This is a genomic window from Pseudomonas sp. YQ_5 (genome assembly GCF_043103305.1).
Classification (GTDB): domain Bacteria; phylum Pseudomonadota; class Gammaproteobacteria; order Pseudomonadales; family Pseudomonadaceae; genus Aquipseudomonas; species Aquipseudomonas putida_Y.
On record NZ_JBICJS010000061.1, the window covers coordinates 44,137 to 69,159 of the forward strand.

The following is a 25,023-nucleotide window of genomic DNA, read 5'->3' on the forward strand; positions in this document are numbered from 1 at the left end:
CGGTGGTGGCTTCTTCGCGGGCTTGCCCGCTCCCACAGGTACGGTGCAGATTTCGAAACCTGCATCCATCCTGTGGAGCGGGCAAGCACGCGAAGCTGGCGCCACGGTCTCAAGGGGTACGATTACGCCGCGTCTCGATGATGTTCGGCAACTGCGAGATCCGCCCCAGCAGGCGCCCCAGCGCGTCCAGGCCAGGGATCTCGATGGTCAGCGACATCAGCGCGGTGTTGTCTTCCTTGTTCGAACGGGTGTTCACCGCCAGCACGTTGATCTTCTCGTTCAACAGCACCTGCGACACATCGCGCAGCAGACCCGGGCGGTCGTAGGCACGGATGACGATGTCGACCGGGTAGGTCTGCACCGGGATCGGCCCCCAGCTCACCTGGATCATGCGCTCTGGCTCCTTGCCCGCCAGTTGCAGTACCGAGGCACAGTCCTGGCGATGAATGCTCACGCCACGGCCCTGGGTGATGTAACCGACAATGGCATCGCCCGGTAGCGGCTGACAGCAGCCGGCCATTTGTGTCAGCAGATTGCCGACACCCTGGATCTGAATGTCGCCACGCTTGCCGGTACGCGGCCCAGTAGGCTTGCGCGGCACCAGTTCGATCTGCTCGATACGCTCGGGCTCCAGCAACTGCTGGGCAGCGTTGACCAGATGAGCCAGGCGCAAGTCACCAGCACCGAGCGCGGCAAACATGTCCTCGGCAGTCTTGACGTTGGTCTTCTCGGCCAGGCGCTCGAAATCAACCTGCGGCAGGCCCAGACGACTGAGCTCGCGCTCAAGCAAGGTCTTGCCGGCTGCAACGTTCTGGTCGCGGGCCTGCAACTTGAACCAGTGGACGATCTTGGCCCGCGCCCGCGAGGTGGTGACGTAGCCCAGGTTGGAGTTCAGCCAGTCACGGCTGGGGTTGCCGTGCTTGCTGGTGATGATCTCCACCTGCTCGCCAGTCTGCAGGCTGTAGTTCAGCGGCACGATACGGCCGTTGATCTTGGCGCCGCGGCAGTTGTGGCCGATCTCGGTGTGCACGCGGTAGGCGAAGTCCAGTGGCGTGGCGCCCTTGGGCAGGTCGATGGCGTGGCCGTCGGGCGTGAACACATAAACCCGGTCAGGCTCGATGTCGACCCGCAACTGCTCGGCCAGGCCACCGATGTCGCCCAGCTCTTCGTGCCACTCCAGCACCTGCCGCAACCAGGAAATCTTCTCTTCGTAGTGGTTGGAACTGGGTTTGACGTCGGTGCCCTTGTAGCGCCAGTGCGCGCATACCCCAAGCTCGGCCTCTTCGTGCATGCCGTGGGTACGGATCTGCACTTCCAGCACCTTGCCCTCGGGGCCGATTACCGCCGTGTGCAAGGAGCGGTAGCCGTTCTCCTTGGGGTTGGCGATGTAGTCGTCAAACTCCTTGGGAATATGCCGCCACAAGGTGTGCACGATGCCCAGCGCGGTGTAGCAGTCGCGGATTTCCGGCACCAGCACGCGCACCGCACGCACGTCGTAGATCTGGCTGAACTCCAGGCCTTTGCGCTGCATCTTGCGCCAGATCGAATAGATATGTTTTGCCCGACCACTGATGTCGGCATTTACGCCAGTGGCGAGCAACTCGTTCTGCAGCTGGGTCATCACGTCGCTGATGAAGCGCTCGCGGTCCAGCCGCCGCTCATGCAACAGCTTGGCGATCTGCTTGTACTGGTCGGGCTCCAGGTAGCGGAAAGAAAGGTCTTCCAGCTCCCACTTGATGTGACCGATACCCAGGCGGTGCGCGAGTGGCGCATAGATATCGAACACTTCACGTGCGACGCGCAGGCGTTTCTCATCGTCGGCGGACTTGACCGCACGGATTGCGCACGTGCGTTCGGCCAGCTTGATCAGTGCCACGCGCACGTCGTCGACCATGGCCACCAGCATCTTGCGCAGGTTCTCGACCTGCGCCTGCGAGCCCAGCACCAGCGACTGTCGCGGGCTGAGGCTGGCACTGATGGCGGCCATGCGCAGCACGCCGTCGATCAGCTTGGACACCACCGGGCCAAAACACTGGCTGACCTCGGCGAGGGTGACCTTGCCCTCGCGCACCGAACGGTAGATCACCGCAGCCACCAGGGAATCCTGGTCGAGCTTGAGGTCAGCCAGAATTTCGGCGATTTCCAGGCCAGCCTGGAAGCTGGACGTACCATCCGCCCAGGAATGCTTGGCCGGGTTGCCCTTTTTCTCTACCTCAAGAGCAAACTCGCAGGCTTCTTTCAGCGCTGCGCGATCCAGTGCCGAATCGACGCTTACCACATGGTCCAACCATGCTTCGAGATTGATACTGCCGTCTGTATTGACCGGCTGGTGCACTCTCACCTGTACCATCTTTGTTTTACCTTTCCATGCAGCACACCATACGGGTGTGCTGGCGATCACCGTGCGGCCGCCCTTCCGTGGCAACCGCACCAAGGGGCCAGTCAGCTAGCCCGCTTCGAATAACGCCATGGCCTCGACATGCGCCGTCTGAGGAAACATGTCGAGAATCCCGGCCCTTTTTAACCGGTACCCCTGGCCGACCAGCACTTGGGCGTCTCTCGCCAGCGTGGCCGGGTTGCACGATACGTAGACCAGCCTTCTGGCCTTGAGGCGGGCGATGCCTTGCACCACCTCGAAAGCACCGTCGCGCGGTGGATCCAAGAGTACCGCAGAAAAGCCCTCGGCGGCCCATCCGGTGCCTGCCAAAGGCTGCGATAAATCGGCCTGAAAAAACCGTGCGTTATGCACATTGTTGTTCCGGGCATTGGCCGCGGCCCGATCGACCATGGCCTGTACACCTTCCACTGCCACCACCTCACGCGCCTGGCGAGCCAGCGGCAGGGCAAAGTTGCCCAGCCCGCAGAACAAGTCCAGCACACGCTCGTCGGCCTGTGGCGCGAGCCAGGCCAAGGCCTGCTCGATCATCGCGGTATTGACCTGGGCATTCACCTGCACGAAGTCGCCCGGGCGCCAGGCCAGCTCCAGCTGCCAGGGTGCCAGGGCAAAGCCCAACTGTGCAGCAGCGTCCACGGGCGCCGGCTCAGCTTCGCCTTGCAGCCACAGCTGGGCATTGGCCTGCTCGCAGAACGCTTGCAGCCTGGCCTGGTCCTCAGCCGGCAACGGCATGACGTGGCGCACCAGAACCGCCTCGGCGGTGCCACTGAACAGCTCCACATGGCCCAGCGCCTGCGGTTTGCTCAACGAGCGCAGCACAGTCGGCAAGTGGCGCAGAATCGACTGCAAGGGCTGTACCAGCACGGCGCAATCGTCGATGGCAATGATGTCCTGGCTGGCTTCGGCGCGGAAGCCCACCTCCAGTTGACGCGCCTTGACGTCCCAACGCACAGCCACACGGGCCCGGCGCCGGTAGCCAAATTCCGGCCCGCTCAGGGGGGTGGCCCATTCCTCAGGTTGCACGCCGGCCACCCGCTGCAGCTGCTCGGCGAGGGTGCGCTGCTTCAGCGCCAGTTGCGCTTCGTGCGGCAGGTGCTGCAGGTTGCAGCCACCGCAGCGGGCGTAGTAGCGACATGGCGCCTCACGGCGCTCGGGCCCGGCCTGCAGCAACCGCTCCAGGCGGGCTTCGACCACTTTGCCACGGGCGTTGAGCACCCGCGCCTCCACGACCTCACCGGCCAAAGCGCCGCTGACGAACCAGGTACGCCCGTCGAGGAAGGCGATGCCACGGCCGTCCCCGGCCAGGCGCTCGATGTCCAGGCGCTGCTTCTTGCCCACGGGGACCTGGGGGGTGCGATTGCCGCCGGCCGGCTGGAAGCGCAGGCCGCTGTTGCTTTTTTTCTTGGACATTTAGCGTGGATCAAACAGGCCAGTGGACAGATAACGGTCGCCGCGGTCGCAAATGATCGCAACCATCACGGCATTTTCCACTTCGCGGGACAGGCGCAACATGGCCGCCACCGCACCACCAGAAGACACGCCGCAGAAAATGCCCTCTTCACGCGCAAGGCGACGGGTGGTGTCTTCGGCTTCCTGCTGCGACATGTCGACCACGCGGTCGACCCGGGTGGCGTCGAAGATCTTCGGCAGGTATTCCTCGGGCCAGCGGCGAATGCCCGGAATGGCCGAGCCTTCCATCGGTTGCAGGCCGATGATCTGCACCGCGGGGTTCTGTTCCTTGAGGTACTGCGAGCAGCCCATGATGGTACCGGTGGTCCCCATGGAGCTGACGAAATGGGTGATGGTGCCCTGGGTCTGCTGCCAGATCTCCGGGCCGGTGCTGTTGAAGTGGGCGATCGGGTTGTCGCCGTTGGCGAACTGGTCGAGCACCAGGCCACGGCCTTCGGCCTGCAGCTTCTCGGCCAGGTCACGGGCGCCTTCCATACCCTCCTCCTTGGTCACCAGGATCAGCTCGGCGCCATAGGCCGTCATGGCGGCCTTGCGCTCGGCGGTGGAGTTGTCGGGCATGATCAGGATCATCTTGTAGCCCTTGATCGCCGCCGCCATCGCCAGGGCAATGCCCGTGTTGCCGGAGGTGGCTTCGATCAGGGTGTCGCCCGGCTTGATCTGGCCCCGCAGTTCGGCGCGAGCGATCATCGACAGTGCCGGGCGGTCCTTCACCGAGCCGGCGGGATTGTTACCTTCAAGCTTGAGCAGGAGGGTATTGCTGGTTTCGCCAGCGATGCGCTGCAGGCGAACCAGTGGCGTATTGCCGACGCAATCGGCGATGGTTGGGTACTGCACGGTCATGGGCGTATTTCGCAATCCGGACGGCGGGGTGCCTATCATACCGGCAAACCCTTCGCGGCCATATCACGCAATCTGTAGTACATATAGCTACAAGCTATAACGGTGAGACATGTGCGGGCCTCTTCGCGGGTAAAAACGCGCCTAAAGGCTAGCGGATCCCTGTAGGCGCGGGTTTACCCGCGAAAAGGCCGGCACATGCAACGGCAACCTCATCCACAAGCGCAACCCGCGTTTGCCATTCTGTGCCCACAAGGTCCCGCCCTGGCGCTGAATGGCACTGCGGGCGATGCTCAAGCCCAGACCGAAGCCCCCATCCCCCGGTCGAGAACCGTCCAGCCGCGAGAACGGCGCGAAGATCCGCTCCAGGTCCTCTTCAGCCACACCGCCGCCTTCATCCTCCAGCCACAGCCACCAATAACCGCCTTCGCGCTGGCCTCCCAGCCGCACCACACCCTCGGCCGGCGAGTGACGAATGGCATTGCGCAACATGTTCTCCAGCGCCTGAGCCAGATGGTTGAGGTTGCCCTGCACCCAGCAGTCGGCCGGTACTTCGCAGCGCAATTGCGCAGGCGACCAGCCGCTCTCGTAGCTGGCATTTTCGGCCAGCAACTCCCACAAGGCGTGGACCTCGATCGGTTCCAGGTTCATCGGTGCACGCTCGGCGTCCTGCCAGGCCAGTTGCAGGGTGTCTTCGACCAGGTGCTGCATGCAGTCCACTTCACGGATCAGGCGATCACGCAGACGCTGCAGGTCGGTTTCACCATCGCAGGCCACCCGCAGCCGGCTCAGCGGCGTACGCATTTCGTGGGACAGGTCGCGCAGCAACTGCTGCTGCATAGCCACCGTGCCTTGCAGCCGCTCAGCCATCTGGTCAAAGGCACGCGCCAGCTCACCCAGCTCGTCATGCCGGGCGATGGTGCGCGAGTCCAGGCGGGCCGACAGTTGATCGGCCCGCCAGGCATTGGCCTGCTCGCGAAGTTGATTCAGCGGCACGATCAACATGCGGTACAGGCCTACACACAACAGCAAGGTGAACAACCCCGGAATGATGCCGTTGGTGACGATGCGCCACAGCAAGCGGTGCTGGCCCGGATTGAAGCGCTGCGGCAGTTCGATCACCAGCATCCCCTGCTCCGGGGCCCCCGGGAACGGTATGCGCACCCACGGCTGGTCGACGCTACGCCGACTCATCGGCCAATCGACACCCCGCAGGCGTGTCAGACGCTGCATGATCTGCGGGTTGAGTGTGGCGTTGTCGAGCGGGCGCAGGTTGATGTCGAGCACGCCCACCCAGCCCCGTTCGCGCTGATGCATGGCCGCCACCCACTGGTCCAGCCCTGCCCGCCCGCCGCTGCGCCAGGCCTGCTCAGCTTCGGCGGCATAACCTCGCAAGGTCTGCCGTGCCGGCTCCGAGAGGAAGGCGTTCTGGGTTTCCATGTGCCGGCCCCAGGTGTAACTGAGGCCGATCATCAGCAGGCAGAAGCCCACCAGCAAGACGGCCAGCTTCCAGAACAGCGAATGGCGGTCGAGCATGGTTCACTCCGCCTCGCCGGCACTGAGCACGTAACCCTTGCCCCACACGGTGCGGATCTGCCGTTCGTGATAACCAATGCCCTTTAGCTTGCGGCGGATCTGGCTGACGTGCATGTCCAGGCTGCGGTCATGCCGTGAATAGCCGCGCTGCAACACCTGCTGGTACAGGAACGGCTTGCTGAGGACCTCGTCGAGGTTGCGGTTCAGGATGTCCAGCAGGCGATATTCGCTGGGGGTCAGGCCCGCCAGGCGGCTATCCAGGCACACGTCACACAGCCCCTCGTCGAACTGCAGCCCGCCGCCGTTGGCTGGTTCCAGCGGGCCCTGATGCCGCCGTTCCAGGGCCACGCGGCGCAGAATCGCCTCGATGCGCACCTGCAACTCGGCCATGCTGAATGGCTTGGGCAGGTAATCGTCGGCGCCGCGCTGAAAGCCGCTGATACGGTCGGCCTCGGCCCCCAGCGCCGACATCAGGATTACCGGCGTGGCGCTGCGCCTGCGCAATTGTGCCAAGGCGTCCAGCCCGTCAAGCCCGGGCAGCAGTATATCCATGAGCACAACATCGAAAGCCTGGCGGCCAGCCTTTTCCAGGCCCTCCAGGCCATTGCGGCACCAGGTGACCTGGAAGCCGCCGCGCTGCAGCTCTTCTTGCAGATATGCGCCAAGAACCGGGTCGTCCTCGATGGCAAGGATGTTGGAGTTGTAAATAGCTACAGGATTCATTGGCAACTGCCACTAATTCTCAATTGAGCGATTATTGAGTATTCGCCACCTGCCAGGCAACCGCGCTGTGACCATAACCCCGGCAACAGCGCATGACACATACTAAAGAGATGCAATGGTGCGGCAGGCGGAGTAACTTCGCGGCTTGGCCGTTACCACTTGACGGCATCCAGGCACATCAAAGGAGGCGAGTGTGCTCGATCGTTTGGGAATCCGCAGTCGGGTCCTGCTGCTGGCACTGCTACCGGCCGGCTTGATGGCCCTGGTGCTGGGTAGCTATTTCACCTGGCTGCAACAGAACGACCTGCGCACCCAGCTGTTGCAGCGCGGCAAAATGATCGCCGAACAACTGGCGCCACTGGCCGCACCCGCCATGGCCCGGCTCGCGCCTGCGCAACTGGAGAGAATTGCCGCACAAACCCTGGAGCAGGCCGATGTGCGCGCAGTTGCGTTTCTGGCCCCCGACCGCAAGCGCTTGGCCCACGCAGGCCCGAGCATGCTCAACCTGCCGCCCAGCGGCGGTACTGGCACCCAACTCCTGCAGCGCAGCGGTAACGACGCCACCCGCTACCTGATGCCCGTGTTCGGCCACCATCGCGACCTGGCCACCGACGCCGTGCCGGCCGAAGCCGAGCGCCTGCTGGGATGGGTAGAGATCGAGCTGTCGCACGACGGCACGCTGCTGCGCGGCTACCGCAACCTGTTTACCAGCCTGTTGCTGATCCTCGCCTGCCTGGCACTCAGCGGCCTGTTGGCGCTGCGCATGAGCCGCACCATCAACGACCCCATCGAACGCATCAAGCACGCGGTCAATCAACTCAAGGACGGCCACCTCGAAGAACGCCTGCCAACCATGGGCAGCCATGAGCTGGACGAACTGGCCCACGGCATCAACCGCATGGCCGAAACCCTGCAAAACGCCCACGAAGAACTGCAGCACAGCATCGACCAGGCCACCGAAGACGTGCGCCAGAACCTGGAAACCATCGAAATCCAGAACATCGAGCTGGACATGGCGCGCAAAGAGGCACTTGAGGCCAGCCGTATCAAGTCGGAGTTCCTGGCCAACATGAGCCACGAAATCCGCACCCCGCTCAACGGCATCCTCGGCTTTACCCACCTGCTGCAAAAAAGCGAGATGACACCGCGCCAGCTCGACTACCTGAACACCATCGAGAAATCTGCTGACAACTTGCTGGGGATCATCAACGAGATCCTCGATTTCTCCAAGATCGAGGCCGGCAAGCTGGTGCTCGACAGCATACCGTTCAACCTGCGTGACCTGATCCAGGACACCCTGACCATCCTCGCTCCGGCCGCCCACGCCAAGCAGCTGGAGTTGCTGAGCCTGATCTACCGCGACACGCCTGCTTCGCTGGTTGGCGACCCATTGCGGCTCAAGCAGATTCTCACCAACCTGGTCAGCAACGCCATCAAGTTCACCCGCGAAGGCACCATCGTCGTGCGCGCCATGCTGGAAGACGAGCACGAAGACTGCGCGCAGTTGCGCATCAGCGTGCAGGACACCGGCATCGGCCTGTCACCACAGGATGTGCGCACACTGTTCCAGGCCTTCAGCCAGGCTGACAACTCACTGGCCCGCCAGCCCGGCGGCACCGGCCTGGGGCTGGTGATTTCCAAGCGCCTGATCGAACAGATGGGCGGCGAGATCGGCGTAGACAGTACCCCGGGTGAAGGATCGCAGTTCTGGATCAGCCTCAACCTGCCCAAGGCTCATGACGATGTCGAAGCCCTGCCACCGCAGCCGTTGCTTGGCCGCCGTGCCGCCATTGTCGATGGCCACGAACTGGCACGCCAGGCGCTGGAACACCAATTGGAAGACTGCGGCCTCAGCGTGAGCCTGTTCGGCTCCTACGACCAGTTGCTGCAAGGGGTACAGGCCGCCAGCCAGGCTGGCCTGCCGTTCGAGTTCGCCGTGCTCGGGGCTAACCTGGGTAGCCTGTCGCCCGAGCAACTGGGCCATTATCACCAGCAACTCGAGCGTTACCACTGCCAATGCGTGGTGTTGTGCCCGACCACCGAACAGGCGCTTTACCACCCATACCTGCCCAACGGCCATGGCCAGTTGCTGTCCAAGCCAACCTGCACTCGCAAACTGCGGCGCCTCTTGCTGGAGCTTGTGCAGCCACGCCGGTCGCTGGCCGATGTGAATAACGTCAACGGCCAGCGACGGCCGAAAATACTCTGCGTCGACGACAACGCCGCCAACCTGCTGCTGGTAAAAACCCTGCTCGAAGACTTGGGTGCCGAGGTACTGGCCGTCAACAATGGTTATGCGGCGGTACAGGCCGTGCAGGACGAGCTGTTCGACCTGGTGCTGATGGATGTGCAGATGCCCGGCATGGACGGCCGCGCCTGTACTGAACAGATTCGCCTATGGGAAAACACCCAAAGCGGCAACCCCCTTCCGATCGTCGCCCTCACGGCCCATGCCATGGCCAACGAGAAGCGCGCGTTATTGCACAGCGGTATGGACGACTACCTGACCAAACCGATCAGCGAACGGCAACTGGCCCAGGTGGTGATGAAGTGGACCGGCCTGAGCCTGGGCACACCCCAGCAGGCGCAGGCCGAGCTACTGCCCAACGGTGACGAACTGAAGGTACTCGACCCCGAAGAGGGCCTGCGCCTGGCCGCTGGCAAGCCAGATCTGGCGGCTGACATGCTGAGCATGCTGCTGGCCTCGCTGGATACCGACCGCGAAGCCATACGCGCCGCCCGCGCAGCCGATGACCACAATGGCCTGATCGAGCAAGTACACCGTCTGAACGGTGCCTCGCGCTATTGCGGTGTGCCGCAATTAAGGGCAGCGTGTCAGCGTAGCGAGACATTGCTGAAGCAGGACAGTCTGCTGGCGCAGCAGGCCCTGGATGAACTGGATGCAGCGATCGGTCGCCTGGCTGCGCAGGCCCGGCTGAATGTGTGAGCGCATGGGGCCTGGCTTGGAGCATGCGGCGCCTGTGAGATCGAGCGCCGCCCGCGCGGCGCATCGCGAGCCATGCTCGCTCCTACGTTTGTTTCGGGCCAGTAACGCCTGTGCCAGACGCGCGCGACCGCTTTGTTCGTCCAACGTGATATCGCGCCATGCAGCAAAATACTCGCGCGCACATCCTCAGGAATAATTGGGCCGAAACAAACGTAGGAGCTCGCGTTGCACCGCGCGGGCGGCGCTCGATCTCACAGCCAGCAACCAACCCAAGGAGCCCCACCATGCGCGTCCTGTTGTTCAGCAGCCAGCACTACGACCAGGAAAGCTTCACCGAGGCTGCCCGCGGCACCACCCTGGAGCTGCATTTCCAGCCCGCCCGCCTGACGCTCGACACCGCCGCCCTGGCAGATGGCTTTGAGGTGGTCTGCGCCTTCATCAATGACGATCTCGGCGCGCCGGTGCTGCAGCGCCTGGCCGCCGCCGGCACGCGGTTGATCGCCCTGCGTTCAGCCGGCTACAACCACGTCGACCTGGCCGCCGCCGAGCGCTTGGGCCTGACCGTGGTGCGGGTGCCGGCCTACTCGCCACACGCGGTTGCCGAGCATGCCGTGGCGCTCATCCTGGCACTCAACCGGCGTCTGCACCGGGCTTACAACCGCACTCGCGAAGGTGACTTCACCTTGCACGGGCTCACCGGCTTCGATCTGCACGGCAAAACCGTCGGGGTGGTCGGTACCGGCCAGATCGGTGCCGCCTTTGCCCGCATCATGGCCGGTTTCGGCTGCCAGTTGCTGGCGTACGACCCCTACCCCAACCCAGAGCTGCTGGCCCTTGGCGCCCGCTACATGCCCCTGCCCGAGCTGTTGCGCGAAGCCCGCATCATCAGCCTGCACTGCCCGTTGACCGAGCACACTCGCCACCTGATCAATGCGCAAAGCCTGGCCCAGTTGCAGCCCGGCGCCATGCTGATCAACACCGGTCGCGGTGCGCTGGTCGACACCCCTGCGCTGATCGACGCACTGAAAAGCGGCCAGCTTGGCTACCTGGGCCTGGACGTCTACGAAGAAGAAGCCCAACTGTTCTTCGAGGACCGCTCCGACCTGCCCTTGCAAGACGATGTGCTGGCTCGGCTACTGACCTTCCCCAACGTAATCATCACCGCCCACCAGGCTTTCCTCACCCGCGAGGCGCTGGATGCCATTGCCGCGACCACACTGCACAACATCAACCGCTGGGCGGCAGGCAATCCACAGAATCTGGTGATGGGTTAGTGCTAGGATACGCGGCATTTCTGGAGGACCCATGGTCGAACACGATTTTCGCTACACCCTTTTCAACCCGCAACACACCCTGATCGAGTGCCGTGCGTTGGTGCCGGGCCGCTATCAGGTCACTGGCAACGGCGGCTCGATGCACAAAGGCGACAGCCTGCTGGTCACGCTCAAGGGCAGCAAGGATTTGTCCATGCGCCTGACCGTGGAAAGCGTGCGCCACCTGATCAACCCACGCGGCCAGTGGGTTGCCGTGGCGAGCGGCCCGGTGTTCAACGAGCTGGAAATCCTCACCTGGCAGGTCGAATGCGATAACTGCGATGCGGTGCTGGGCTTCGAGTTCGCGGTAGACGCCAAGCTCGGCAAGGCAGCTCGTCAACCGGCGGCCAGCGCCCGTATTGCAGAGCTGGGCTGGACCAGCCGTGGCGAAAAACACCTGTGCCCACGTTGCCAGGAGAGCGCCGAGTGAAAAATCTGCTGACCGGCGTGCTGATTGCAACCGGCCTGCTCGGCTGCGCCACAGAACCTTCCAAGCTGCAGCAGGAGCGCAGCTACGTGCTGGAGTGGATTGGCGAACGACCACTGATCGACTACAGCCACCTGACCTTGACCCTGGCCAGCGACGGCCGTGCCTATGGCAACGGCGGCTGCAACCACTGGTTTGCGCCTTACACGCTGGATGGCGAACACCTCAGCTTTGGTAAGGTCGGCAAGACCCGCAAGCTGTGCGCACCCGCGCTGATGGAACAGGAAAAGCGCTTCCTGCAGGCGCTGGAAACGGTTGAGCGTTGGGATGTGTCACCGGTGGAGCAGATACGCTTCTGGCCGGCCGAAGGCAAGCCGCTGCGCTTCTGGCCTGAGGAAGGCTGAGGATTGCCGGGGCCGCTTTGCGGCCCTTCGCGGGCGCGCCCGCTCCCACAGTCTGGACTGTCCCCCTGTGGGAGCGGGCATGCCCGCGAAGGGCCGCGAAAGCGGCCCCTCCGGCATCAGGCGCCTTTCAGGGCCTTGATCTTGGCCTGCAACCCTTCCAGGGTCTGCTCGCCCATCAACTGCTCACGCACCTTGCCCTTGTCGTCAATGATGTAGGTCACCGGCAAGGCCTCGCTGCGCGGCAGGTCATAGCGCTCGGCCGGGTCCTGGGCCAGCACGGTGAAACCGATACCCAGGGTTTCGGCAGCCTGCTTCAGGTCCTGCCCCTGCAGGCCATCGAAGTTCACCCCCACCACCTTGACGCCATCAGCCGCCCACTGCTTGGCCGCTGCGTTCAGTTCCGGGATTTCGGTACGGCACGGCCCGCACCACTCAGCCCAGTAGTTGAGCACCAGCCAGTGCCCTTCGATCTGTTCGGCCTTAACCGTATTACCGTGTTGGTCCACGCCGTAATCGGCACCGCAACCACCGAGCAACAGGCTCGCGGTGATGGCCAGTACTGCTGCCAGACGCCTTGCCATGGGTCAATCCTTCTCGAGTTTTAAAGCAAATTGGTCAGTCGCTGCGGTTAGAATAGCCGCCACACCCAGCTGGATGCGACCCGACATGACTGACCTCACGCTCTATCATAACCCGCGCTGCTCAAAATCCCGCGGCGCCCTTGAACTGCTCGAAGCCCGCGGCCTGGCCCCGACCATCGTGCGCTACCTGGAAACCCCGCCCGACGCTGCCACCCTCAAGGCCCTGCTCGACAAGCTGGGCATCGCCCCGCGCCAATTGCTGCGCAGCGGCGAGGACGAATATAAAACGCTTAACCTGGCCGACCCGGCACTGACCGACGCGCAACTGATCGAGGCCATGGCCCAGCACCCCAAGCTGATCGAGCGGCCGATCCTGGTTGCCGGTGACAAGGCCGTGGTCGGTCGTCCGCCAGAAAAAGTGCTGGAGATCCTGCCGTGAGCGCGCCCTACATCCTGGTGCTGTATTACAGCCGCCATGGAGCGACCAGCGAAATGGCCCGGCACATCGCCCGCGGTATCGAGCTGGCCGGCATGGAGGCACGCCTGCGCACGGTGCCGGCTATTTCCACCGAATGCGAAGCGGTGGCCCCGGATATTCCGGCCAGTGGTGCGCTGTACGCCAGCCTTGATGACCTGCGCCACTGCGCAGGCCTGGTACTGGGCAGCCCGACTAGGTTCGGCAACATGGCAGCGCCACTCAAGTACTTCCTGGATGGCACCAGCAGCCTTTGGCTAGGCGGTGAGCTGGTCGGCAAACCGGCTGGCGTGTTCACCTCCACCGCCAGCCTGCACGGCGGCCAGGAAACGACTTTGCTGTCGATGATGCTGCCGCTGATGCACCACGGCATGTTGGTGATGGGCTTGCCCTACAGCGAGTCGGCACTGCTCGAGACCCGTGGCGGGGGCACGCCTTATGGTGCCAGCCACCACGCAGGCGCCGATGGCAAACGCGAACTCGACCCCCACGAAATCGCCCTGTGCCGCGCCCTGGGCCAACGCCTGGCAGCCACGGCCAAGGCCCTGGAGGCCACGCGTGGCTAGAAAGCCCAAGGTATTGCCGCCGCTGCAATGGCTGGTACCACGCCTGCGCCTGACCCGGGCATTGAGCCTGGCATGCTTCTTCGGCCTGATCGCCCTGCTGGTGGTGAACAACCTGTGGTTCGCCAACCTACATGGGGCCCGGGTCGAGGTGATTCTGGCGATCGAACTGGTGCCGTTGCTGTTACTGCTGCCAGGCATGCTGAAAGGCAGCGCCCGGGCGCATGCCTGGACCTGCTTCGTGGTGAACATCTATTTCATCAAGGGCGTGCTGGCGGCGTTCGACCCGGCCCGGGCGGTATTCGGCTGGCTTGAAGTGCTGGTGAGCCTGGGGCTGTTCATTGCCGGGTTACTGTACGTGCGCTGGAAGTTCCAGCATGAGCGGCGCATGGCGGGCGAAGGCAGTTAGATTTTTCGCAGGCGTGCCCGCTGCCACAGGAATCGCACCGCGCTTAAGGCCTGTGCAGTACTAGTGGGAGCGGGCGTGCCCGCGAATGGGAGCAACACAAGACTCAATGGTTGACGGTATGCGCCAGCATCACTGACAACTGGCACAGCGGCCGCCCGCTCTCTGCATGCCACTGGTTGAACGCCTGCTGCACCAAAGCCAGGTCACGCTGGCTGGTCGGCTGCTTGTCGATCACCTTCTGCGCAATCAACGCCGCCGCCATGTCATCGGTTGGGATGAACGTGTCCTTGCCGACCATGCGCAAAAACCGTGGCGCCGACAACCCACCCAACTGGTTGCCGTGCTTGGCCAGGTACTTCCACAAGCCGACAATGTCGGTCACTGGCCAGTCGGCGATGAATGCCCCAAAACTGCCATGCGCCTTGGCGATATCCAGCACCATCTGCGCATTGCGCGGCACGCTCTTGAGCTTGCCCAGGTGGCGGATAATGCGCTCATCCTGCATCAACCGTTCCAGATGCTCGGCGCCCATCAACACCACTTTCTCCGGATCGAAGCCGAAGAACACCTGCTCGAACGCCGGCCACTTGGCGTCCACCAGGCTGTGCTTGAGCCCGGCGCGAAACACCCGCAAGGCCAGCGTCGACAGGTAGCGGTCGTCACTGATGTCGCGCAGTTGCGCCGGCGTGCGCGGCTGCGGCAGGAAAGCCTCCAGCGCCTGGGCCGAACCAAAACGGTTCAGGCAGTACTCATGCAACCACTGGTAATCGCGCATGGGCTCAGATGTTCAGCACGTCGAGGAAACGCGGGGTAGCGTTTTCGTCGATCTTCAGGCTGGTGAAGTCAAACAGGTTCCGGTCGGCCAACTGCGACGGTGCCACGTTCTGCAGGGCACGGAAGATGCTCTCGGTACGGCCCGGGTGCTTGCGTTCCCACTCCACCAGCATGTCCTTGACCACCTGGCGCTGCAGGTTTTCCTGCGAGCCGCAAAGGTTACACGGGATGATCGGGAATTCCTTCATGTCCGAGTAGGCCTGGATGTCCTTCTCGCTGCAGTAGGCCAGCGGGCGGATCACCACGTTGCGGCCGTCGTCGGCGCGCAGCTTCGGCGGCATGCCCTTGAGCGCGCCGTTGAAGAACATGTTGAGGAAGAAGGTTTCGACGATGTCGTCGCGGTGATGCCCCAGCGCCATCTTGGTAGCGCCAATTTCGTCGGCAAAGGTGTACAGGGTACCGCGGCGCAGGCGCGAACACAGCGAGCAGGTGGTCTTGCCTTCGGGTACCAGCTCCTTTACCACCGAGTAGGTATCCTTCTCGACGATGTGGTACTCGACACCCAGTTCCTTGAGGTAGGCCGGCAATACGTGCTCAGGGAAGCCCGGCTGTTTCTGGTCCATGTTCACCGCCACGATCTCGAACGTGATCGGTGCCACCTTCTGCAGGTGCAACAGAACGTCGAGCATGGTGTAGCTGTCCTTGCCGCCGGACAGGCAGACCATGACCTTGTCGCCATCCTCGATCATGTTGTAGTCGGTGATGGCTTCGCCGGCGAGACGACGCAGGCGTTTTTGCAGTTTGTTCTGGTTGACCGAGAGGGTGCCCATAGCGCTTGAATCCGCGAGGTGTGACAAAAGCCGGCTATTTTACGCACAAACGCAGCATCACTGTAGGCATTCCGATAAAGACTTCAATGTAATCAACAGCACCGCTTACAGCGCAATTTGCTCTAAAAAGCCCGGCTTATGCGGGGAACGGCTTCCTATACTGCCACATAAGGCCACATTACCGCTTGCATCGGTGTTAGGGCCTCGGGCCGCTTGCGCTCCATGTGGGGGGCGTTTGGCAACATTGAGAGGAGTGATCGGCATGATTCATCACGTTGTGGGGCTGTTTACCCATCCCGATCAGGAATGGCGGGAGATTCGTGGCGAAGAAGAAACCATCAGCCACATGTACCTGACACACACCCTGATCCTCGCGGCGATTCCGGCCGTTTCGGCGTTTATCGGCACTACCCAGGTGGGCTGGGTGATCGGTGACCGACCAGCAGTGATGCTGACCATGGAAAGCGCAATCTGGATGAGCATCATGTCCTACCTGGCCATGCTGGCCGGGGTGGCAGTAATGGGCGCGTTCATCCACTGGATGGCCCGAACCTACGATGCCAACCCGTCCATGGCGCAATGCATCGCCTTTGCCACCTACACCGCCACACCCTTGTTCATCGGCGGCCTGGCGGCGCTTTACCCGCATCTCTGGCTGGGCATGCTGATCGGCACTGCCGCTATCTGCTACACGGTATACCTGCTGTATGTCGGCTTGCCAACGTTCATGAACATACCGTCGGATGAAGGCTTCCTGTTCTCCAGCTCGGTGCTGGCAGTAGGCTTGGTGGTACTGGTGGCAATCATGGCCGCTACCGTCATTATCTGGGGACTGGGCGTGGGGCCCGTCTACACCAACTAGAACAGACTGAAACAACACTGGGGCATCAACCAGGGGCCGCCGTAAGGCGGCTTCTGGCTGTGCGCTGACCGGTGACTCGGCAAGCCACCTGCGCTTGCGGCATAATGCCTGGCCAGGAGAACCGCCCCGCCATGCCCGAGCAGCTCAAACAACGCGTCGAAACCTGCTACCAGCAAGCCGAAGCCTTTTTCAAACGCCGCTTCCCGCGCCCGGAAGTCAGCTTCAAACTGCGTGGGCAAAAAGCCGGTGTCGCCCACCTGCACGAGAATCTGCTGCGCTTCAACCTGCAGCTCTACCGCGAAAACCAGGAAGACTTCCTGCGCCAGACCGTGGCCCATGAAGTGGCACACCTGGTTGCCCACCAGCTGTTTGGCGACCGCATCCAGGCCCATGGTGAAGAGTGGCAGCTGATCATGCGCGGGGTGTATGAACTGCCGCCCAATCGTTGCCACAACTATGACGTGCAACGGCGCGCAGTGACCCGCTACATCTACCGCTGCCCATGCCCGAAAAGCGATTTCCCGTTTACCGCGCAGCGGCACAGGCTGGTGCGCCAGGGGCGGCGATACCTGTGCAAGCGGTGTCGGGAAATCCTGGTGTACAGCGGTGAGACGCGGGTCGAATAGATCGGGGGGCGCCTGCACCGGCCCTTTCGCGGGCAAGCCCGCTCCTACAGGTGCAGCGCACGTCTCGAGAGTTGCACGCCCCCCGTAGGAGCGGGTTTACCCGCGAAAGGGCCGGAACAGGCAATGCACAAATCCCAGGCATAAGAAAGGCGACCCGAGAGTCGCCTTCCTGAACCCATCTGCGCCTTACTTCTCGACGAAGGCACGCTCGATCAGGTAGTCACCCGGCTCGCGCATGCGCGGGGAGATCTTCAGGCCGAAGCTGTCCAGCACTTCGCTGGTCTCGTCGAGCATGCTCGGGCTGCCACAGATCATCGCGCGGTCGTCTTGCGGGTTGATCGGCGGCAGGCCGATGTCGCTGAACAGCTTGCCGCTGCGCATCAGGTCGGTCAGACGGCCCTGGTTTTCGAACGGCTCGCGGGTCACGGTCGGGTAGTAGATCAGCTTGTCGCGAACCGACTCACCGAAGAACTCGTTCTGCGGCAGGTGCTCGGTGATGAACTCGCGGTAGGCCACTTCGTTCACGTAGCGCACGCCGTGCACCAGGATCACTTTTTCAAAGCGCTCGTAGGTTTCCGGGTCCTGGATGACGCTCATGAACGGCGCCAGGCCAGTGCCGGTGCTCAGCAGGTACAGGTGCTTGCCAGGATTCAGGTCGTCGAGCACCAGGGTGCCGGTAGGCTTCTTGCTGATGATGATCTCATCGCCTTCCTTCAGGTGTTGCAGCTGCGAGGTCAGCGGGCCGTCCGGCACCTTGATGCTGAAGAATTCAAGGTGCTCTTCCCAGTTCGGCGAAGCGATGGAGTAGGCACGCATGAGCGGACGGCCGTTGTCCTGCTGCAGGCCGATCATCACGAACTGACCGTTCTCGAAGCGCAGGCCCGGGTCGCGGGTGCACTTGAAGCTGAACAGGGTGTCGTTCCAGTGGTGCACACTGAGGACACGTTCGTGGTTCATGTTGCTCATCGATGGGGCTCCTGAAGAAAAACGCGCGCGCAAAGCGCACAGTTGCGCAATAGTTTAGGGGCAGCGACAATATCTGTTAACTGGATTATCAAGATATGTGTTATCGGTTATATCGATATGCGATTCACACTCCGTCAAATGCAAGTCTTCGTCGCCGTCGCCCAGCACCAAAGCGTCTCTCGGGCCGCCAGCCTGCTGGCGCTGTCGCAGTCGGCTGCCAGCACCTCTATCACCGAACTTGAGCGCCAATCGAGCTGCCAGCTGTTCGACCGTGCCGGCAAACGCCTGGCCCTCAATGCCCTTGGCCATCAGCTGCTGCCACAAGCAGTAGCCCTGCTTGACCAGGCCAAGGAAATCGAAGACTTGCTCAACGGCAAATCCGGTTTCGGCTCGCTGGCGGTCGGCGCCACGCTGACCATCGGCAACTACCTGGCCACCCTGCTGATCGGCAACTACATGCAGACTCACCCGGAAAGCCAGGTAAAACTGCATGTTCAAAATACTGCGCATATCGTGCAACAGGTCGCGCACTACGAAATTGATCTGGGTCTAATCGAAGGCGACTGCAATCACCCCGACCTGGAGGTTCAGCCGTGGGTCGAGGACGAACTGGTGGTGTTCTGTGCGCCACAGCACCCACTGGCGAAACTGGGCCGCGCCGATATCGAAAGCCTTTCGCAAGAGGCGTGGATCCTGCGCGAACAAGGCTCAGGCACGCGCCTGACCTTCGACCAGGCCATGCGCCATCACCGCGCCAATCTTAATATTCGCCTGGAGCTGGAACACACCGAAGCGATCAAGCGCGCGGTGGAGTCGGGCCTGGGCATCGGTTGCATTTCACGCCTGGCCCTGCGTGACGCCTTCCGCCGTGGCAGTCTGGTTCCTGTGGAAACCCCGGAACTGGACCTGCTGCGCCAGTTCTACTTCATCTGGCACAAACAGAAGTACCAGACCTCGGCCATGCGTGAGTTTCTCGAGCTATGCCGCAACTTCACTGCGGGCTTTACCCGCAGCGACGAAATCGTGCTGCCACCGATCGCTTAAAGCAGGATCACACCCCACACCAGCGCCACCATGGTCAGGGCCACCAACTGTGCGGCGCTGCCCATGTCCTTGGCATTTTTCGACAGGGGGTGGCGCTCCAGCGAAATGCGATCGATGGCCGCCTCCACCGCTGAGTTGAACAGCTCGACGATCAGCCCCAGCAGGCAAACGGCGATCATGATTGCCCGCTCGGCGCGGCTGACCGGCAGCCAGAAGGCGATCGGGATCAGCAGCACGTTGAGCAGCACCAGTTGGCGGAATGCGGCCTCGCCCTTGAAGGCTGCACGCAGGCCGTCCAGCGAGTAGCCAGCGGCGTTGAAGATGCGTTTGAGGCCGGTCTGGCCCTTGAATGGCGATGTCATGTGAGTCACTTCACAGCAGAAAGGCCAGCAGACTAGACCGGCTCGGGTCAAAAAAGCGTGAAGCCACGCGCAGTCAGTTGCTGGCAACCGATTCAAGTTGTTGCAGCAGCAACGCAGCCTGGGTCCGGGTGCGCACGCCCAGTTTGCGGAAGATCGCGGTAACGTGAGCCTTGATAGTCGCTTCCGATACGCTCAGCTCATAGGCGATCTGCTTGTTCAACAAGCCTTCGCAGACCATGGTCAGTACGCGGAACTGCTGGGGCGTGAGGCTGGCCAAGCCTTCGCTGGCGGCCTTTGCCTCGGCCGAAACATCTACCTTTTCGAACGCCTGCGGCGGCCACCAGACCTCGCCGTCAAGCACCTTGCGCACCGCATCCTGGATCACTTCCAGGGTGCTGGACTTGGGAATGAAACCACTGGCGCCGAACTCGCGGGACTTGACCACCACGGCGGCCTCTTCCTGTGCCGAAACCATCACCACGGGGATCTGCGGGTACTGCCCGCGGAGCAGTACCAGACCGGAAAAACCGTAGGCACCCGGCATGTTCAGGTCCAGCAGCACCAGGTCCCAGTCGGCTTTTTCGCTCAGGCGGGTTTCCAGTTCGGCAATGCTTGCGACTTCGACCAGACGCACATCGGAGCCAAGCCCGAGGGTAACGGCCTGGCGCAGGGCGCCACGGAACAGTGGGTGGTCATCGGCAATCAGGATTTCGTATGTGGCCATCGATCTAAGGATCCTGTTCTGTGCCAGGCACTCGAGAGGAAGGGAAGCGCCCGGCGGGAATCGGCACCAAGGATGACGAGCACAGTGCAGGGTGATCAAGCCAATCGCCCTGCCGCCTCGCCCACCCCGGCTGCCAGCTCCGTCATTATGAACCAAAGCAGGGGTTATGCCCCTTGGACTATAGGAAGGTATGCAAACGCTGGTGGATGTCGTCCTGCTCGTCAAGCGGCAACCGCCGCTTGCCGCTCAGGTAATGCAGGCTGAATACATCCAGGTAGGCATCCAGCGCCTGCGAAGCCTGGCTGTCGCCAGCAAGGTCCAGGCACATGGCCGCAACTTCCGCCGTGCAGAAATGATCATCGCGCTTGGAGCGCCGCAAGCGGTAGCGCGACATCTGCTCGGCTTGCAGGCTCAACACCGGGAAGCGGTCCAGGTAGGGGCTTTTGCGGAACATCTTGCGCGCTTCGGTCCATGTGGCATCCAGCAGGATGAACAGTGGACGCTTGCCCGGCTCGCGCACCACCTCGCTGACCACCCGTTCCTGGGCAACGAACTCGCCCGGAAATACGATATAGGGCTGCCAGCGCGGGTCATCGAGCAAGGCCAGCAGACGCTCGTCAACCGCAGTGCGCAACCAGCCGAAGGCCCAGGTGTCTTCGATCAGGTCGGCAATCAACCAGCCGGTGTTGGTGGGTTTCAGCGGCTCGGTGTCGTGCATCAGCAGGCACACACCTGCGTCAGCCTGCACCCGAGGCTTCCAGGCACACAGGCAATGGGTAGCGATGACCCGGCACGCCGGGCAACGCTCGGCACGCGAGCCACGGGCGATGAAAGGCTTGTTGCTGCGGGCCAGGCGTTCGGCACGCAGACGCGCTACCGCATGGCTCATGCCGGCAGGCCTCTGGACAGATTGGAAATGGGCACAAGGATGACTCGGAGAAAACAAGGCGGCCAGTTTACCAGAACAGGTGGCAATTGCTGTGCAGCCGGCACAGCGCTCCTTATAATCGGTTTTTTGCCGTGCCGGACCTCGCCGCACGCAATTCCACGGAACGCCGTTGACCCGCGCATGTCAAAGCGCCAGTCATCGAACCAGGAGAGATTCATGCTGCGCCTTATCGCCCCCGCCCTGAGCCTGCTGCTTGCCCTACCTCTGGCAGCTCAGGCGGCATCCAAGCAGGATTACGACCTGAACACCCTGCTGCAAAAGGTCGCCAAAGAGAGCAGCGTCGGCACCCCGCGTGCGATCAACGAGGACATCCTCGATCAGGGTTACACCGTTGAAGGCAAGGCGCTGGTCAACCATCTGAGCGTACGCCAGAGCCACGCAGAGCGCATGCAGGCCAACCCTGAGCAGGTGCGTAGCCAGCTCGGCGACAGCGTGTGCCGCAACAACGGCTTCCGCAACCTGATGTCCAAGGGCGCGGTCATGGTCTACCGCTTCACGGTCTACAAAACCAACCGGCCCCTCATGGACCAGGCCTTCGACAACGCCAGTTGCGTGGCCGGCAACAAGAAGAAGTAAGCACAGCGTTAACGCTACACCTTCTCGTCCTCATGAGCGCGCCAGCCACCTTCAGCGGCATCGGCGCGCATCTCCGCCAACAGCGCCTGCAAGTATCGCGACCGGCACTCCAGCCCCGACAGCCTGCGACGGCACTCGGCCTCAAGGCTCAGGTGATGCACCTGGGCGGCGTTCTCCAGCTGCTGGTAGAGCTGCCGGTCCACTTCGATGACCAAGCGATGCATACCGCCACCTCCTGCATCGACACATTTCGCTCTACCAGTTAACCAAACCCGTGCTGCCGATGGCCGCAGGCCGACAGGCGGCTGCGCCGATCACGTCGGCACGATCGGGCGCAAGGGTCTAGATTGAGGTCAGAGGTATTGGTGCAGAAGGAGACGTCGCATGCCTTACCATTCGAATGAACTGCTGTTCAGCCACTTCCGCGACAACAATATCGACCTGAGCAATATCGAAGCACAACTGCAACTGGTTGCCCCCAACAGCCCTAACCTACCGCTCTACCGCGACATGATGCTGACCATCCTGCGCATGGCCCATGACGACAGCGACCGCTGGAGCGCCAAGATCACCCTGCAGGCCTTGCGCGAACTGGACCAGTCGTTTCGCACCCTGCAGCGCTACAAAGGCCGACGCAAGGTGACCGTGTTCGGCTCGGCACGCACCCCACCGGAGCATCCGATGTACGCCCTGGCCCGCGAACTGGGCGCCACTCTGGCACGCTCCGACCTGATGGTCATCACCGGCGCCGGCGGCGGCATCATGGCTGCCGCCCACGAAGGGGCCGGCAGCGAGCACAGCCTGGGCTTCAACATCACTTTACCCTTCGAGCAACATGCCAACCCGACGGTGAACGGGACCGACAAACTTCTGCCGTTCCACTTTTTCTTCATCCGCAAGCTGTTCTTCGTCAAGGAGGCCGATGGCCTGGTGTTGTGCCCTGGCGGCTTTGGCACGCTGGATGAAGCGCTTGAGGTACTGACCCTGATACAGACCGGCAAAAGCCCACTTGTGCCAGTGGTGCTACTGGATTCGCCGGGCGGCAGCTTCTGGCACGACTGCCTGGACTTCATCAGCCGCCAACTCGAAGAGAACCGCTACATCCTGCCCAGCGACCTGAAGCTGGTGCGGCTGGTACACAGTGCCGACGAGGCCGTGGAGGAAATCAACCAGTTCTACAGCAACTACCACTCCAGCCGCTGGTTGAAGAGCCAGTTCGTGATCCGCATGCATCACCCGCTCAGCGAAGCGGCGCTGTATGACATTCAGGAAGGTTTTGCCGACTTGCGCCTGAGTGGCAAATATCACCAGCAAGCGGATAGCAGCGCCGAACACGAAGTAGGCGATTACAGCCACCTGACACGCCTGTCATTCGCCTTCACTGGCCGGGACCAGGGGCGCTTGCGTGAGCTGGTGGATTTCATCAACCTGCCGGAGAACTGGGCAAAGCCAGAGCCCATGCATACCACGCAGAGGGCCAGGCAGGCGCTGAAAGTGAGTTGATGCTTTTTTGTAACAGTTCGCGTGATGCCTGCTGGGGCAACCTTGTGCTGCGCCTACACCTGATCGGTGGCCGGGCGCAGACCGCCCAAACCGATTATTCGCGACGTGCACGTCTCACTGTAGTTTCAAGCGTCAATAATCGTCGAGATCACGCCCGCTGAGCAGACGGCCGATCATGTCCATGGGGAACCCACGGTAAGCCAGGAACCGGGTCTGCTGGGCACGGGTGCGCGGATCTTGCGGGCGCTGCCCGGCAAACTTGCGCTGCCACACGTCTCGCATACGCTCGATCCAATTCACCTCGCTTTCACGCAGGGCCTGGTCGATGTCTGCACGCGCCAAACCACGCTGGCATAGCTCTTCGCGAATACGCGCAGGGCCATAGCCAGAACCGGAACGATAACGGATGAAACTCTCAAGGTAGCGGGCTTCACTAAGCAGCCCTTCTTCGGTGAGCCGATCGAGCTCAGGCTCGATCAACTCGTCCGAAGCGCCGCGCTGACGCAACTTGCGCGTCAGTTCGACTCGACCGTGCTCACGTCGTGCGAGCAGGTCCATGGCTGTCCGCCGGATGGCGACGGGGGTGTCGAGTACGGCAGACATATTCGGCTATCTACTGCGCAATCAATAACCGGCGTCAGCGTCGGCCATGTCATCGGCATCAGCTTCGGCAGCAGCTTTGCCGGCTTCAGCAGCAGCACCCGCTTTCAGCAACTTCTCACGAATCTGCTTCTCGATCTCGGCACCAATAGCCGGGTTCTCAGCCAGGTACTTGGCAGCGTTGGCTTTGCCTTGGCCGATCTTGTTGCCCTGGTAGGCGTACCAGGCACCAGACTTCTCGACCAAGCCCTGAGATACCCCCAGATCAATGATCTCGCCGTTACGGTAGATACCTTTCCCGTAAAGAATCTGGAACTCAGCCTGACGGAACGGAGGCGAGACCTTGTTCTTGACGATCTTGACGCGGGTTTCGCTGCCGACCACCTCGTCGCCTTCCTTGACCGCGCCGGTACGGCGGATGTCCAGACGGACCGAAGCGTAGAACTTCAGGGCATTACCACCGGTAGTGGTTTCCGGGCTGCCGAACATCACACCGATCTTCATACGGATCTGGTTGATGAAGATGACCAGGCAGTTGGCGTTCTTGATGTTACCGGTAATCTTGCGCAGCGCCTGGGACATCAGGCGGGCCTGCAGGCCCACATGCATGTCACCCATCTCGCCTTCGATTTCGGCCTTCGGCACCAGTGCGGCCACGGAGTCGACAATGATCACGTCGACCGCATTGGAGCGCACCAGCATGTCGGTGATTTCAAGGGCCTGCTCACCGGTGTCCGGTTGCGAAACCAGCAGGTCATCGACGTTGACGCCCAGCTTGCCGGCGTACTCAGGGTCAAGGGCATGTTCGGCGTCGACGAAGGCGCAGGTGGCACCGTTCTTCTGCGCTTCAGCGATGACAGACAGGGTCAGCGTAGTCTTACCCGACGATTCCGGGCCGTAGATCTCGACGATACGGCCTTTTGGCAGACCGCCGATGCCGAGGGCGATGTCCAGGCCCAGCGAGCCGGTGGAGATGGCCGGAATGCCTTGACGCTCATGGTCACCCATGCGCATGACCGCGCCTTTACCGAATTGGCGTTCGATCTGACCCAGGGCCGCAGCCAAGGCGCGCTTCTTGTTGTCGTCCATTGAAATCCTCACGTGTTCGACTTGGCCCTGACGGCCGG

Annotated in this window: 27 protein-coding genes; 12 read left to right on the top strand and 15 right to left on the bottom strand. The window is 62.4% G+C overall.

Features of this window, described 5'->3' with window-relative positions; translation table 11 throughout:
- Positions 1 to 109: 109 nt before the first annotated feature.
- The 5 genes from relA to ACF8EA_RS14410 all read right to left on the bottom strand — a co-directional run bounded on the left by relA (position 110) and on the right by ACF8EA_RS14410 (position 6,961).
- Entirely contained in the window at positions 110 to 2,350 is a 2,241-nt protein-coding gene (relA, locus tag ACF8EA_RS14390) for a GTP diphosphokinase (RefSeq protein ID WP_021782534.1), read from the bottom strand.
- A 96-nt stretch (positions 2,351 to 2,446) separates the two neighbouring features.
- Positions 2,447 to 3,805, bottom strand: coding sequence for a 23S rRNA (uracil(1939)-C(5))-methyltransferase RlmD (gene rlmD, locus ACF8EA_RS14395; RefSeq protein WP_392522399.1), 1,359 nt, complete (start codon positions 3,803 to 3,805; stop codon positions 2,447 to 2,449).
- Positions 3,806 to 4,705 (bottom strand): cysteine synthase CysM, encoded by a 900-nt coding sequence (cysM, locus tag ACF8EA_RS14400; protein ID WP_392522401.1) that lies wholly within the window; start codon positions 4,703 to 4,705, stop codon positions 3,806 to 3,808. It abuts the gene before it with no gap.
- Between the two features lie 141 nt (positions 4,706 to 4,846).
- Complete coding sequence (locus ACF8EA_RS14405; protein ID WP_274118842.1) at positions 4,847 to 6,238, bottom strand: sensor histidine kinase; 1,392 nt, start codon at positions 6,236 to 6,238, stop codon at positions 4,847 to 4,849.
- A 3-nt stretch (positions 6,239 to 6,241) separates the two neighbouring features.
- On the bottom strand, positions 6,242 to 6,961 hold the full coding sequence (locus tag ACF8EA_RS14410) for a response regulator transcription factor (RefSeq protein ID WP_021782537.1): 720 nt from the start codon (positions 6,959 to 6,961) through the stop codon (positions 6,242 to 6,244).
- A gap of 193 nt (positions 6,962 to 7,154) precedes the next feature.
- On the opposite strand from ACF8EA_RS14410, the gene ACF8EA_RS14415 reads away from it, so the two are divergent.
- The 4 genes from ACF8EA_RS14415 to ACF8EA_RS14430 all read left to right on the top strand — a co-directional run bounded on the left by ACF8EA_RS14415 (position 7,155) and on the right by ACF8EA_RS14430 (position 12,052).
- Positions 7,155 to 9,908: a response regulator gene (locus tag ACF8EA_RS14415; RefSeq protein WP_392522403.1), complete on the top strand. Its 2,754-nt coding sequence runs from the start codon at positions 7,155 to 7,157 to the stop codon at positions 9,906 to 9,908.
- Between the two features lie 284 nt (positions 9,909 to 10,192).
- Positions 10,193 to 11,182, top strand: a complete 990-nt coding sequence (locus ACF8EA_RS14420; RefSeq protein WP_021782539.1) for a 2-hydroxyacid dehydrogenase — start codon at positions 10,193 to 10,195, stop codon at positions 11,180 to 11,182.
- A gap of 31 nt (positions 11,183 to 11,213) precedes the next feature.
- Positions 11,214 to 11,651, top strand: coding sequence for a hypothetical protein (locus ACF8EA_RS14425; RefSeq protein ID WP_021782540.1), 438 nt, complete (start codon positions 11,214 to 11,216; stop codon positions 11,649 to 11,651).
- Positions 11,648 to 12,052, top strand: a complete 405-nt coding sequence (locus ACF8EA_RS14430) for an META domain-containing protein (RefSeq protein ID WP_021782541.1) — start codon at positions 11,648 to 11,650, stop codon at positions 12,050 to 12,052. The genes ACF8EA_RS14425 and ACF8EA_RS14430 overlap by 4 nt, the downstream gene beginning before the upstream one ends.
- A 116-nt stretch (positions 12,053 to 12,168) precedes the next feature.
- Here the strand turns inward: ACF8EA_RS14430 and ACF8EA_RS14435 are convergent, their stop codons facing one another.
- Positions 12,169 to 12,633, bottom strand: coding sequence for a peroxiredoxin family protein (locus ACF8EA_RS14435; protein WP_010952706.1), 465 nt, complete (start codon positions 12,631 to 12,633; stop codon positions 12,169 to 12,171).
- Between the two features lie 85 nt (positions 12,634 to 12,718).
- On the opposite strand from ACF8EA_RS14435, the gene arsC reads away from it, so the two are divergent.
- The 3 genes from arsC to ACF8EA_RS14450 are packed head-to-tail and all read left to right on the top strand — an operon-like array spanning position 12,719 to position 14,080.
- The gene (gene arsC, locus ACF8EA_RS14440) at positions 12,719 to 13,072 is read left to right on the top strand and encodes an arsenate reductase (glutaredoxin) (RefSeq protein WP_392522405.1); all 354 of its coding nucleotides are present in this window, start codon (positions 12,719 to 12,721) and stop codon (positions 13,070 to 13,072) included.
- Entirely contained in the window at positions 13,069 to 13,674 is a 606-nt protein-coding gene (gene wrbA / locus ACF8EA_RS14445) for an NAD(P)H:quinone oxidoreductase (protein ID WP_021785865.1), read from the top strand. The genes arsC and wrbA overlap by 4 nt, the downstream gene beginning before the upstream one ends.
- A complete protein-coding gene (locus ACF8EA_RS14450) occupies positions 13,667 to 14,080 on the top strand; it encodes a DUF2069 domain-containing protein (protein WP_021785866.1) in 414 nt (137 codons plus the stop codon). The genes wrbA and ACF8EA_RS14450 overlap by 8 nt, the downstream gene beginning before the upstream one ends.
- Positions 14,081 to 14,183: 103 nt before the next feature.
- Here the strand turns inward: ACF8EA_RS14450 and ACF8EA_RS14455 are convergent, their stop codons facing one another.
- Both ACF8EA_RS14455 and ttcA read right to left on the bottom strand, forming a co-directional pair.
- Positions 14,184 to 14,855 (bottom strand): DNA-3-methyladenine glycosylase I, encoded by a 672-nt coding sequence (locus ACF8EA_RS14455; RefSeq protein WP_010952703.1) that lies wholly within the window; start codon positions 14,853 to 14,855, stop codon positions 14,184 to 14,186.
- Positions 14,856 to 14,859: 4 nt separating this feature from the next.
- On the bottom strand, positions 14,860 to 15,684 hold the full coding sequence (gene ttcA / locus ACF8EA_RS14460) for a tRNA 2-thiocytidine(32) synthetase TtcA (protein WP_014592121.1): 825 nt from the start codon (positions 15,682 to 15,684) through the stop codon (positions 14,860 to 14,862).
- 262 nt (positions 15,685 to 15,946) lie between these two features.
- Here ttcA and ACF8EA_RS14465 point away from each other — a divergent pair, with 262 nt between their 5' ends.
- Together ACF8EA_RS14465 and ACF8EA_RS14470 are read left to right on the top strand one after the other, a co-directional pair.
- Positions 15,947 to 16,546, top strand: coding sequence for a Yip1 family protein (locus tag ACF8EA_RS14465; protein WP_003252385.1), 600 nt, complete (start codon positions 15,947 to 15,949; stop codon positions 16,544 to 16,546).
- Positions 16,547 to 16,677: 131 nt separating this feature from the next.
- A complete protein-coding gene (locus ACF8EA_RS14470) occupies positions 16,678 to 17,172 on the top strand; it encodes a SprT family zinc-dependent metalloprotease (RefSeq protein ID WP_021785867.1) in 495 nt (164 codons plus the stop codon).
- 186 nt (positions 17,173 to 17,358) lie between these two features.
- On the opposite strand, the gene fpr is transcribed toward ACF8EA_RS14470, so the two are convergent.
- Positions 17,359 to 18,138 carry a ferredoxin-NADP reductase gene (gene fpr / locus ACF8EA_RS14475; RefSeq protein ID WP_003252381.1) on the bottom strand — a complete coding sequence of 260 codons (780 nt, stop codon included), beginning with the start codon at positions 18,136 to 18,138 and terminating at the stop codon, positions 17,359 to 17,361.
- Positions 18,139 to 18,255: 117 nt separating this feature from the next.
- Between fpr and finR the strand changes: the two genes are divergently transcribed.
- A complete protein-coding gene (gene finR / locus ACF8EA_RS14480) occupies positions 18,256 to 19,182 on the top strand; it encodes a LysR family transcriptional regulator FinR (RefSeq protein ID WP_003252379.1) in 927 nt (308 codons plus the stop codon).
- Here the strand turns inward: finR and ACF8EA_RS14485 are convergent.
- From ACF8EA_RS14485 to ACF8EA_RS14495, 3 genes are all read right to left on the bottom strand, one after another.
- A complete protein-coding gene (locus tag ACF8EA_RS14485) occupies positions 19,179 to 19,544 on the bottom strand; it encodes a diacylglycerol kinase (protein ID WP_010952700.1) in 366 nt (121 codons plus the stop codon). The genes finR and ACF8EA_RS14485 overlap by 4 nt on opposite strands.
- A 73-nt stretch (positions 19,545 to 19,617) precedes the next feature.
- The gene (gene erdR / locus ACF8EA_RS14490) at positions 19,618 to 20,268 is read right to left on the bottom strand and encodes a response regulator transcription factor ErdR (RefSeq protein ID WP_010952699.1); all 651 of its coding nucleotides are present in this window, start codon (positions 20,266 to 20,268) and stop codon (positions 19,618 to 19,620) included.
- Between the two features lie 178 nt (positions 20,269 to 20,446).
- Positions 20,447 to 21,157: a tRNA-uridine aminocarboxypropyltransferase gene (locus tag ACF8EA_RS14495; protein ID WP_103469352.1), complete on the bottom strand. Its 711-nt coding sequence runs from the start codon at positions 21,155 to 21,157 to the stop codon at positions 20,447 to 20,449.
- A 216-nt stretch (positions 21,158 to 21,373) separates the two neighbouring features.
- Between ACF8EA_RS14495 and ACF8EA_RS14500 the strand changes: the two genes are divergently transcribed.
- Complete coding sequence (locus ACF8EA_RS14500) at positions 21,374 to 21,793, top strand: quorum-sensing-regulated virulence factor family protein (RefSeq protein ID WP_392522407.1); 420 nt, start codon at positions 21,374 to 21,376, stop codon at positions 21,791 to 21,793.
- A gap of 14 nt (positions 21,794 to 21,807) precedes the next feature.
- On the opposite strand, the gene ACF8EA_RS14505 is transcribed toward ACF8EA_RS14500, so the two are convergent.
- Positions 21,808 to 22,017, bottom strand: coding sequence for a hypothetical protein (locus ACF8EA_RS14505; RefSeq protein WP_021785870.1), 210 nt, complete (start codon positions 22,015 to 22,017; stop codon positions 21,808 to 21,810).
- Between the two features lie 160 nt (positions 22,018 to 22,177).
- On the opposite strand from ACF8EA_RS14505, the gene ACF8EA_RS14510 reads away from it, so the two are divergent.
- A complete protein-coding gene (locus tag ACF8EA_RS14510) occupies positions 22,178 to 23,296 on the top strand; it encodes an LOG family protein (RefSeq protein WP_103469354.1) in 1,119 nt (372 codons plus the stop codon).
- Positions 23,297 to 23,428: 132 nt separating this feature from the next.
- Here ACF8EA_RS14510 and recX read toward each other — a convergent pair whose 3' ends face one another.
- Positions 23,429 to 23,899: a recombination regulator RecX gene (gene recX / locus ACF8EA_RS14515; RefSeq protein WP_392522409.1), complete on the bottom strand. Its 471-nt coding sequence runs from the start codon at positions 23,897 to 23,899 to the stop codon at positions 23,429 to 23,431.
- Positions 23,900 to 23,920: 21 nt separating this feature from the next.
- Positions 23,921 to 24,985, bottom strand: coding sequence for a recombinase RecA (gene recA / locus ACF8EA_RS14520; protein ID WP_021785873.1), 1,065 nt, complete (start codon positions 24,983 to 24,985; stop codon positions 23,921 to 23,923).
- Between the last annotated feature and the right edge of the window lie 38 nt (positions 24,986 to 25,023).

What these genes read in the sequence shown, in the direction of transcription:
- ttcA (WP_014592121.1), bottom strand. Translation starts at nt 15,684, where the DNA reads ATGGGCACCCTCTCGGTCAACCAGAACAAACTGCAAAAACGCCTGCGT.
- ACF8EA_RS14435 (WP_010952706.1), bottom strand. Translation starts at nt 12,633, where the DNA reads ATGGCAAGGCGTCTGGCAGCAGTACTGGCCATCACCGCGAGCCTGTTG.
- fpr (WP_003252381.1), bottom strand. Translation starts at nt 18,138, where the DNA reads ATGAGCAACATGAACCACGAACGTGTCCTCAGTGTGCACCACTGGAAC.
- erdR (WP_010952699.1), bottom strand. Translation starts at nt 20,268, where the DNA reads ATGGCCACATACGAAATCCTGATTGCCGATGACCACCCACTGTTCCGT.
- ACF8EA_RS14455 (WP_010952703.1), bottom strand. Translation starts at nt 14,855, where the DNA reads ATGCGCGATTACCAGTGGTTGCATGAGTACTGCCTGAACCGTTTTGGT.
- ACF8EA_RS14405 (WP_274118842.1), bottom strand. Translation starts at nt 6,238, where the DNA reads ATGCTCGACCGCCATTCGCTGTTCTGGAAGCTGGCCGTCTTGCTGGTG.
- ACF8EA_RS14410 (WP_021782537.1), bottom strand. Translation starts at nt 6,961, where the DNA reads ATGAATCCTGTAGCTATTTACAACTCCAACATCCTTGCCATCGAGGAC.
- relA (WP_021782534.1), bottom strand. Translation starts at nt 2,350, where the DNA reads ATGGTACAGGTGAGAGTGCACCAGCCGGTCAATACAGACGGCAGTATC.
- ACF8EA_RS14425 (WP_021782540.1), top strand. Translation starts at nt 11,214, where the DNA reads ATGGTCGAACACGATTTTCGCTACACCCTTTTCAACCCGCAACACACC.
- ACF8EA_RS14505 (WP_021785870.1), bottom strand. Translation starts at nt 22,017, where the DNA reads ATGCATCGCTTGGTCATCGAAGTGGACCGGCAGCTCTACCAGCAGCTG.
- cysM (WP_392522401.1), bottom strand. Translation starts at nt 4,705, where the DNA reads ATGACCGTGCAGTACCCAACCATCGCCGATTGCGTCGGCAATACGCCA.
- arsC (WP_392522405.1), top strand. Translation starts at nt 12,719, where the DNA reads ATGACTGACCTCACGCTCTATCATAACCCGCGCTGCTCAAAATCCCGC.
- recX (WP_392522409.1), bottom strand. Translation starts at nt 23,899, where the DNA reads ATGTCTGCCGTACTCGACACCCCCGTCGCCATCCGGCGGACAGCCATG.
- ACF8EA_RS14495 (WP_103469352.1), bottom strand. Translation starts at nt 21,157, where the DNA reads ATGAGCCATGCGGTAGCGCGTCTGCGTGCCGAACGCCTGGCCCGCAGC.
- rlmD (WP_392522399.1), bottom strand. Translation starts at nt 3,805, where the DNA reads ATGTCCAAGAAAAAAAGCAACAGCGGCCTGCGCTTCCAGCCGGCCGGC.
- ACF8EA_RS14510 (WP_103469354.1), top strand. Translation starts at nt 22,178, where the DNA reads ATGCCTTACCATTCGAATGAACTGCTGTTCAGCCACTTCCGCGACAAC.
- ACF8EA_RS14470 (WP_021785867.1), top strand. Translation starts at nt 16,678, where the DNA reads ATGCCCGAGCAGCTCAAACAACGCGTCGAAACCTGCTACCAGCAAGCC.
- ACF8EA_RS14500 (WP_392522407.1), top strand. Translation starts at nt 21,374, where the DNA reads ATGCTGCGCCTTATCGCCCCCGCCCTGAGCCTGCTGCTTGCCCTACCT.
- ACF8EA_RS14485 (WP_010952700.1), bottom strand. Translation starts at nt 19,544, where the DNA reads ATGACATCGCCATTCAAGGGCCAGACCGGCCTCAAACGCATCTTCAAC.
- ACF8EA_RS14420 (WP_021782539.1), top strand. Translation starts at nt 10,193, where the DNA reads ATGCGCGTCCTGTTGTTCAGCAGCCAGCACTACGACCAGGAAAGCTTC.
- finR (WP_003252379.1), top strand. Translation starts at nt 18,256, where the DNA reads ATGCGATTCACACTCCGTCAAATGCAAGTCTTCGTCGCCGTCGCCCAG.
- recA (WP_021785873.1), bottom strand. Translation starts at nt 24,985, where the DNA reads ATGGACGACAACAAGAAGCGCGCCTTGGCTGCGGCCCTGGGTCAGATC.
- ACF8EA_RS14465 (WP_003252385.1), top strand. Translation starts at nt 15,947, where the DNA reads ATGATTCATCACGTTGTGGGGCTGTTTACCCATCCCGATCAGGAATGG.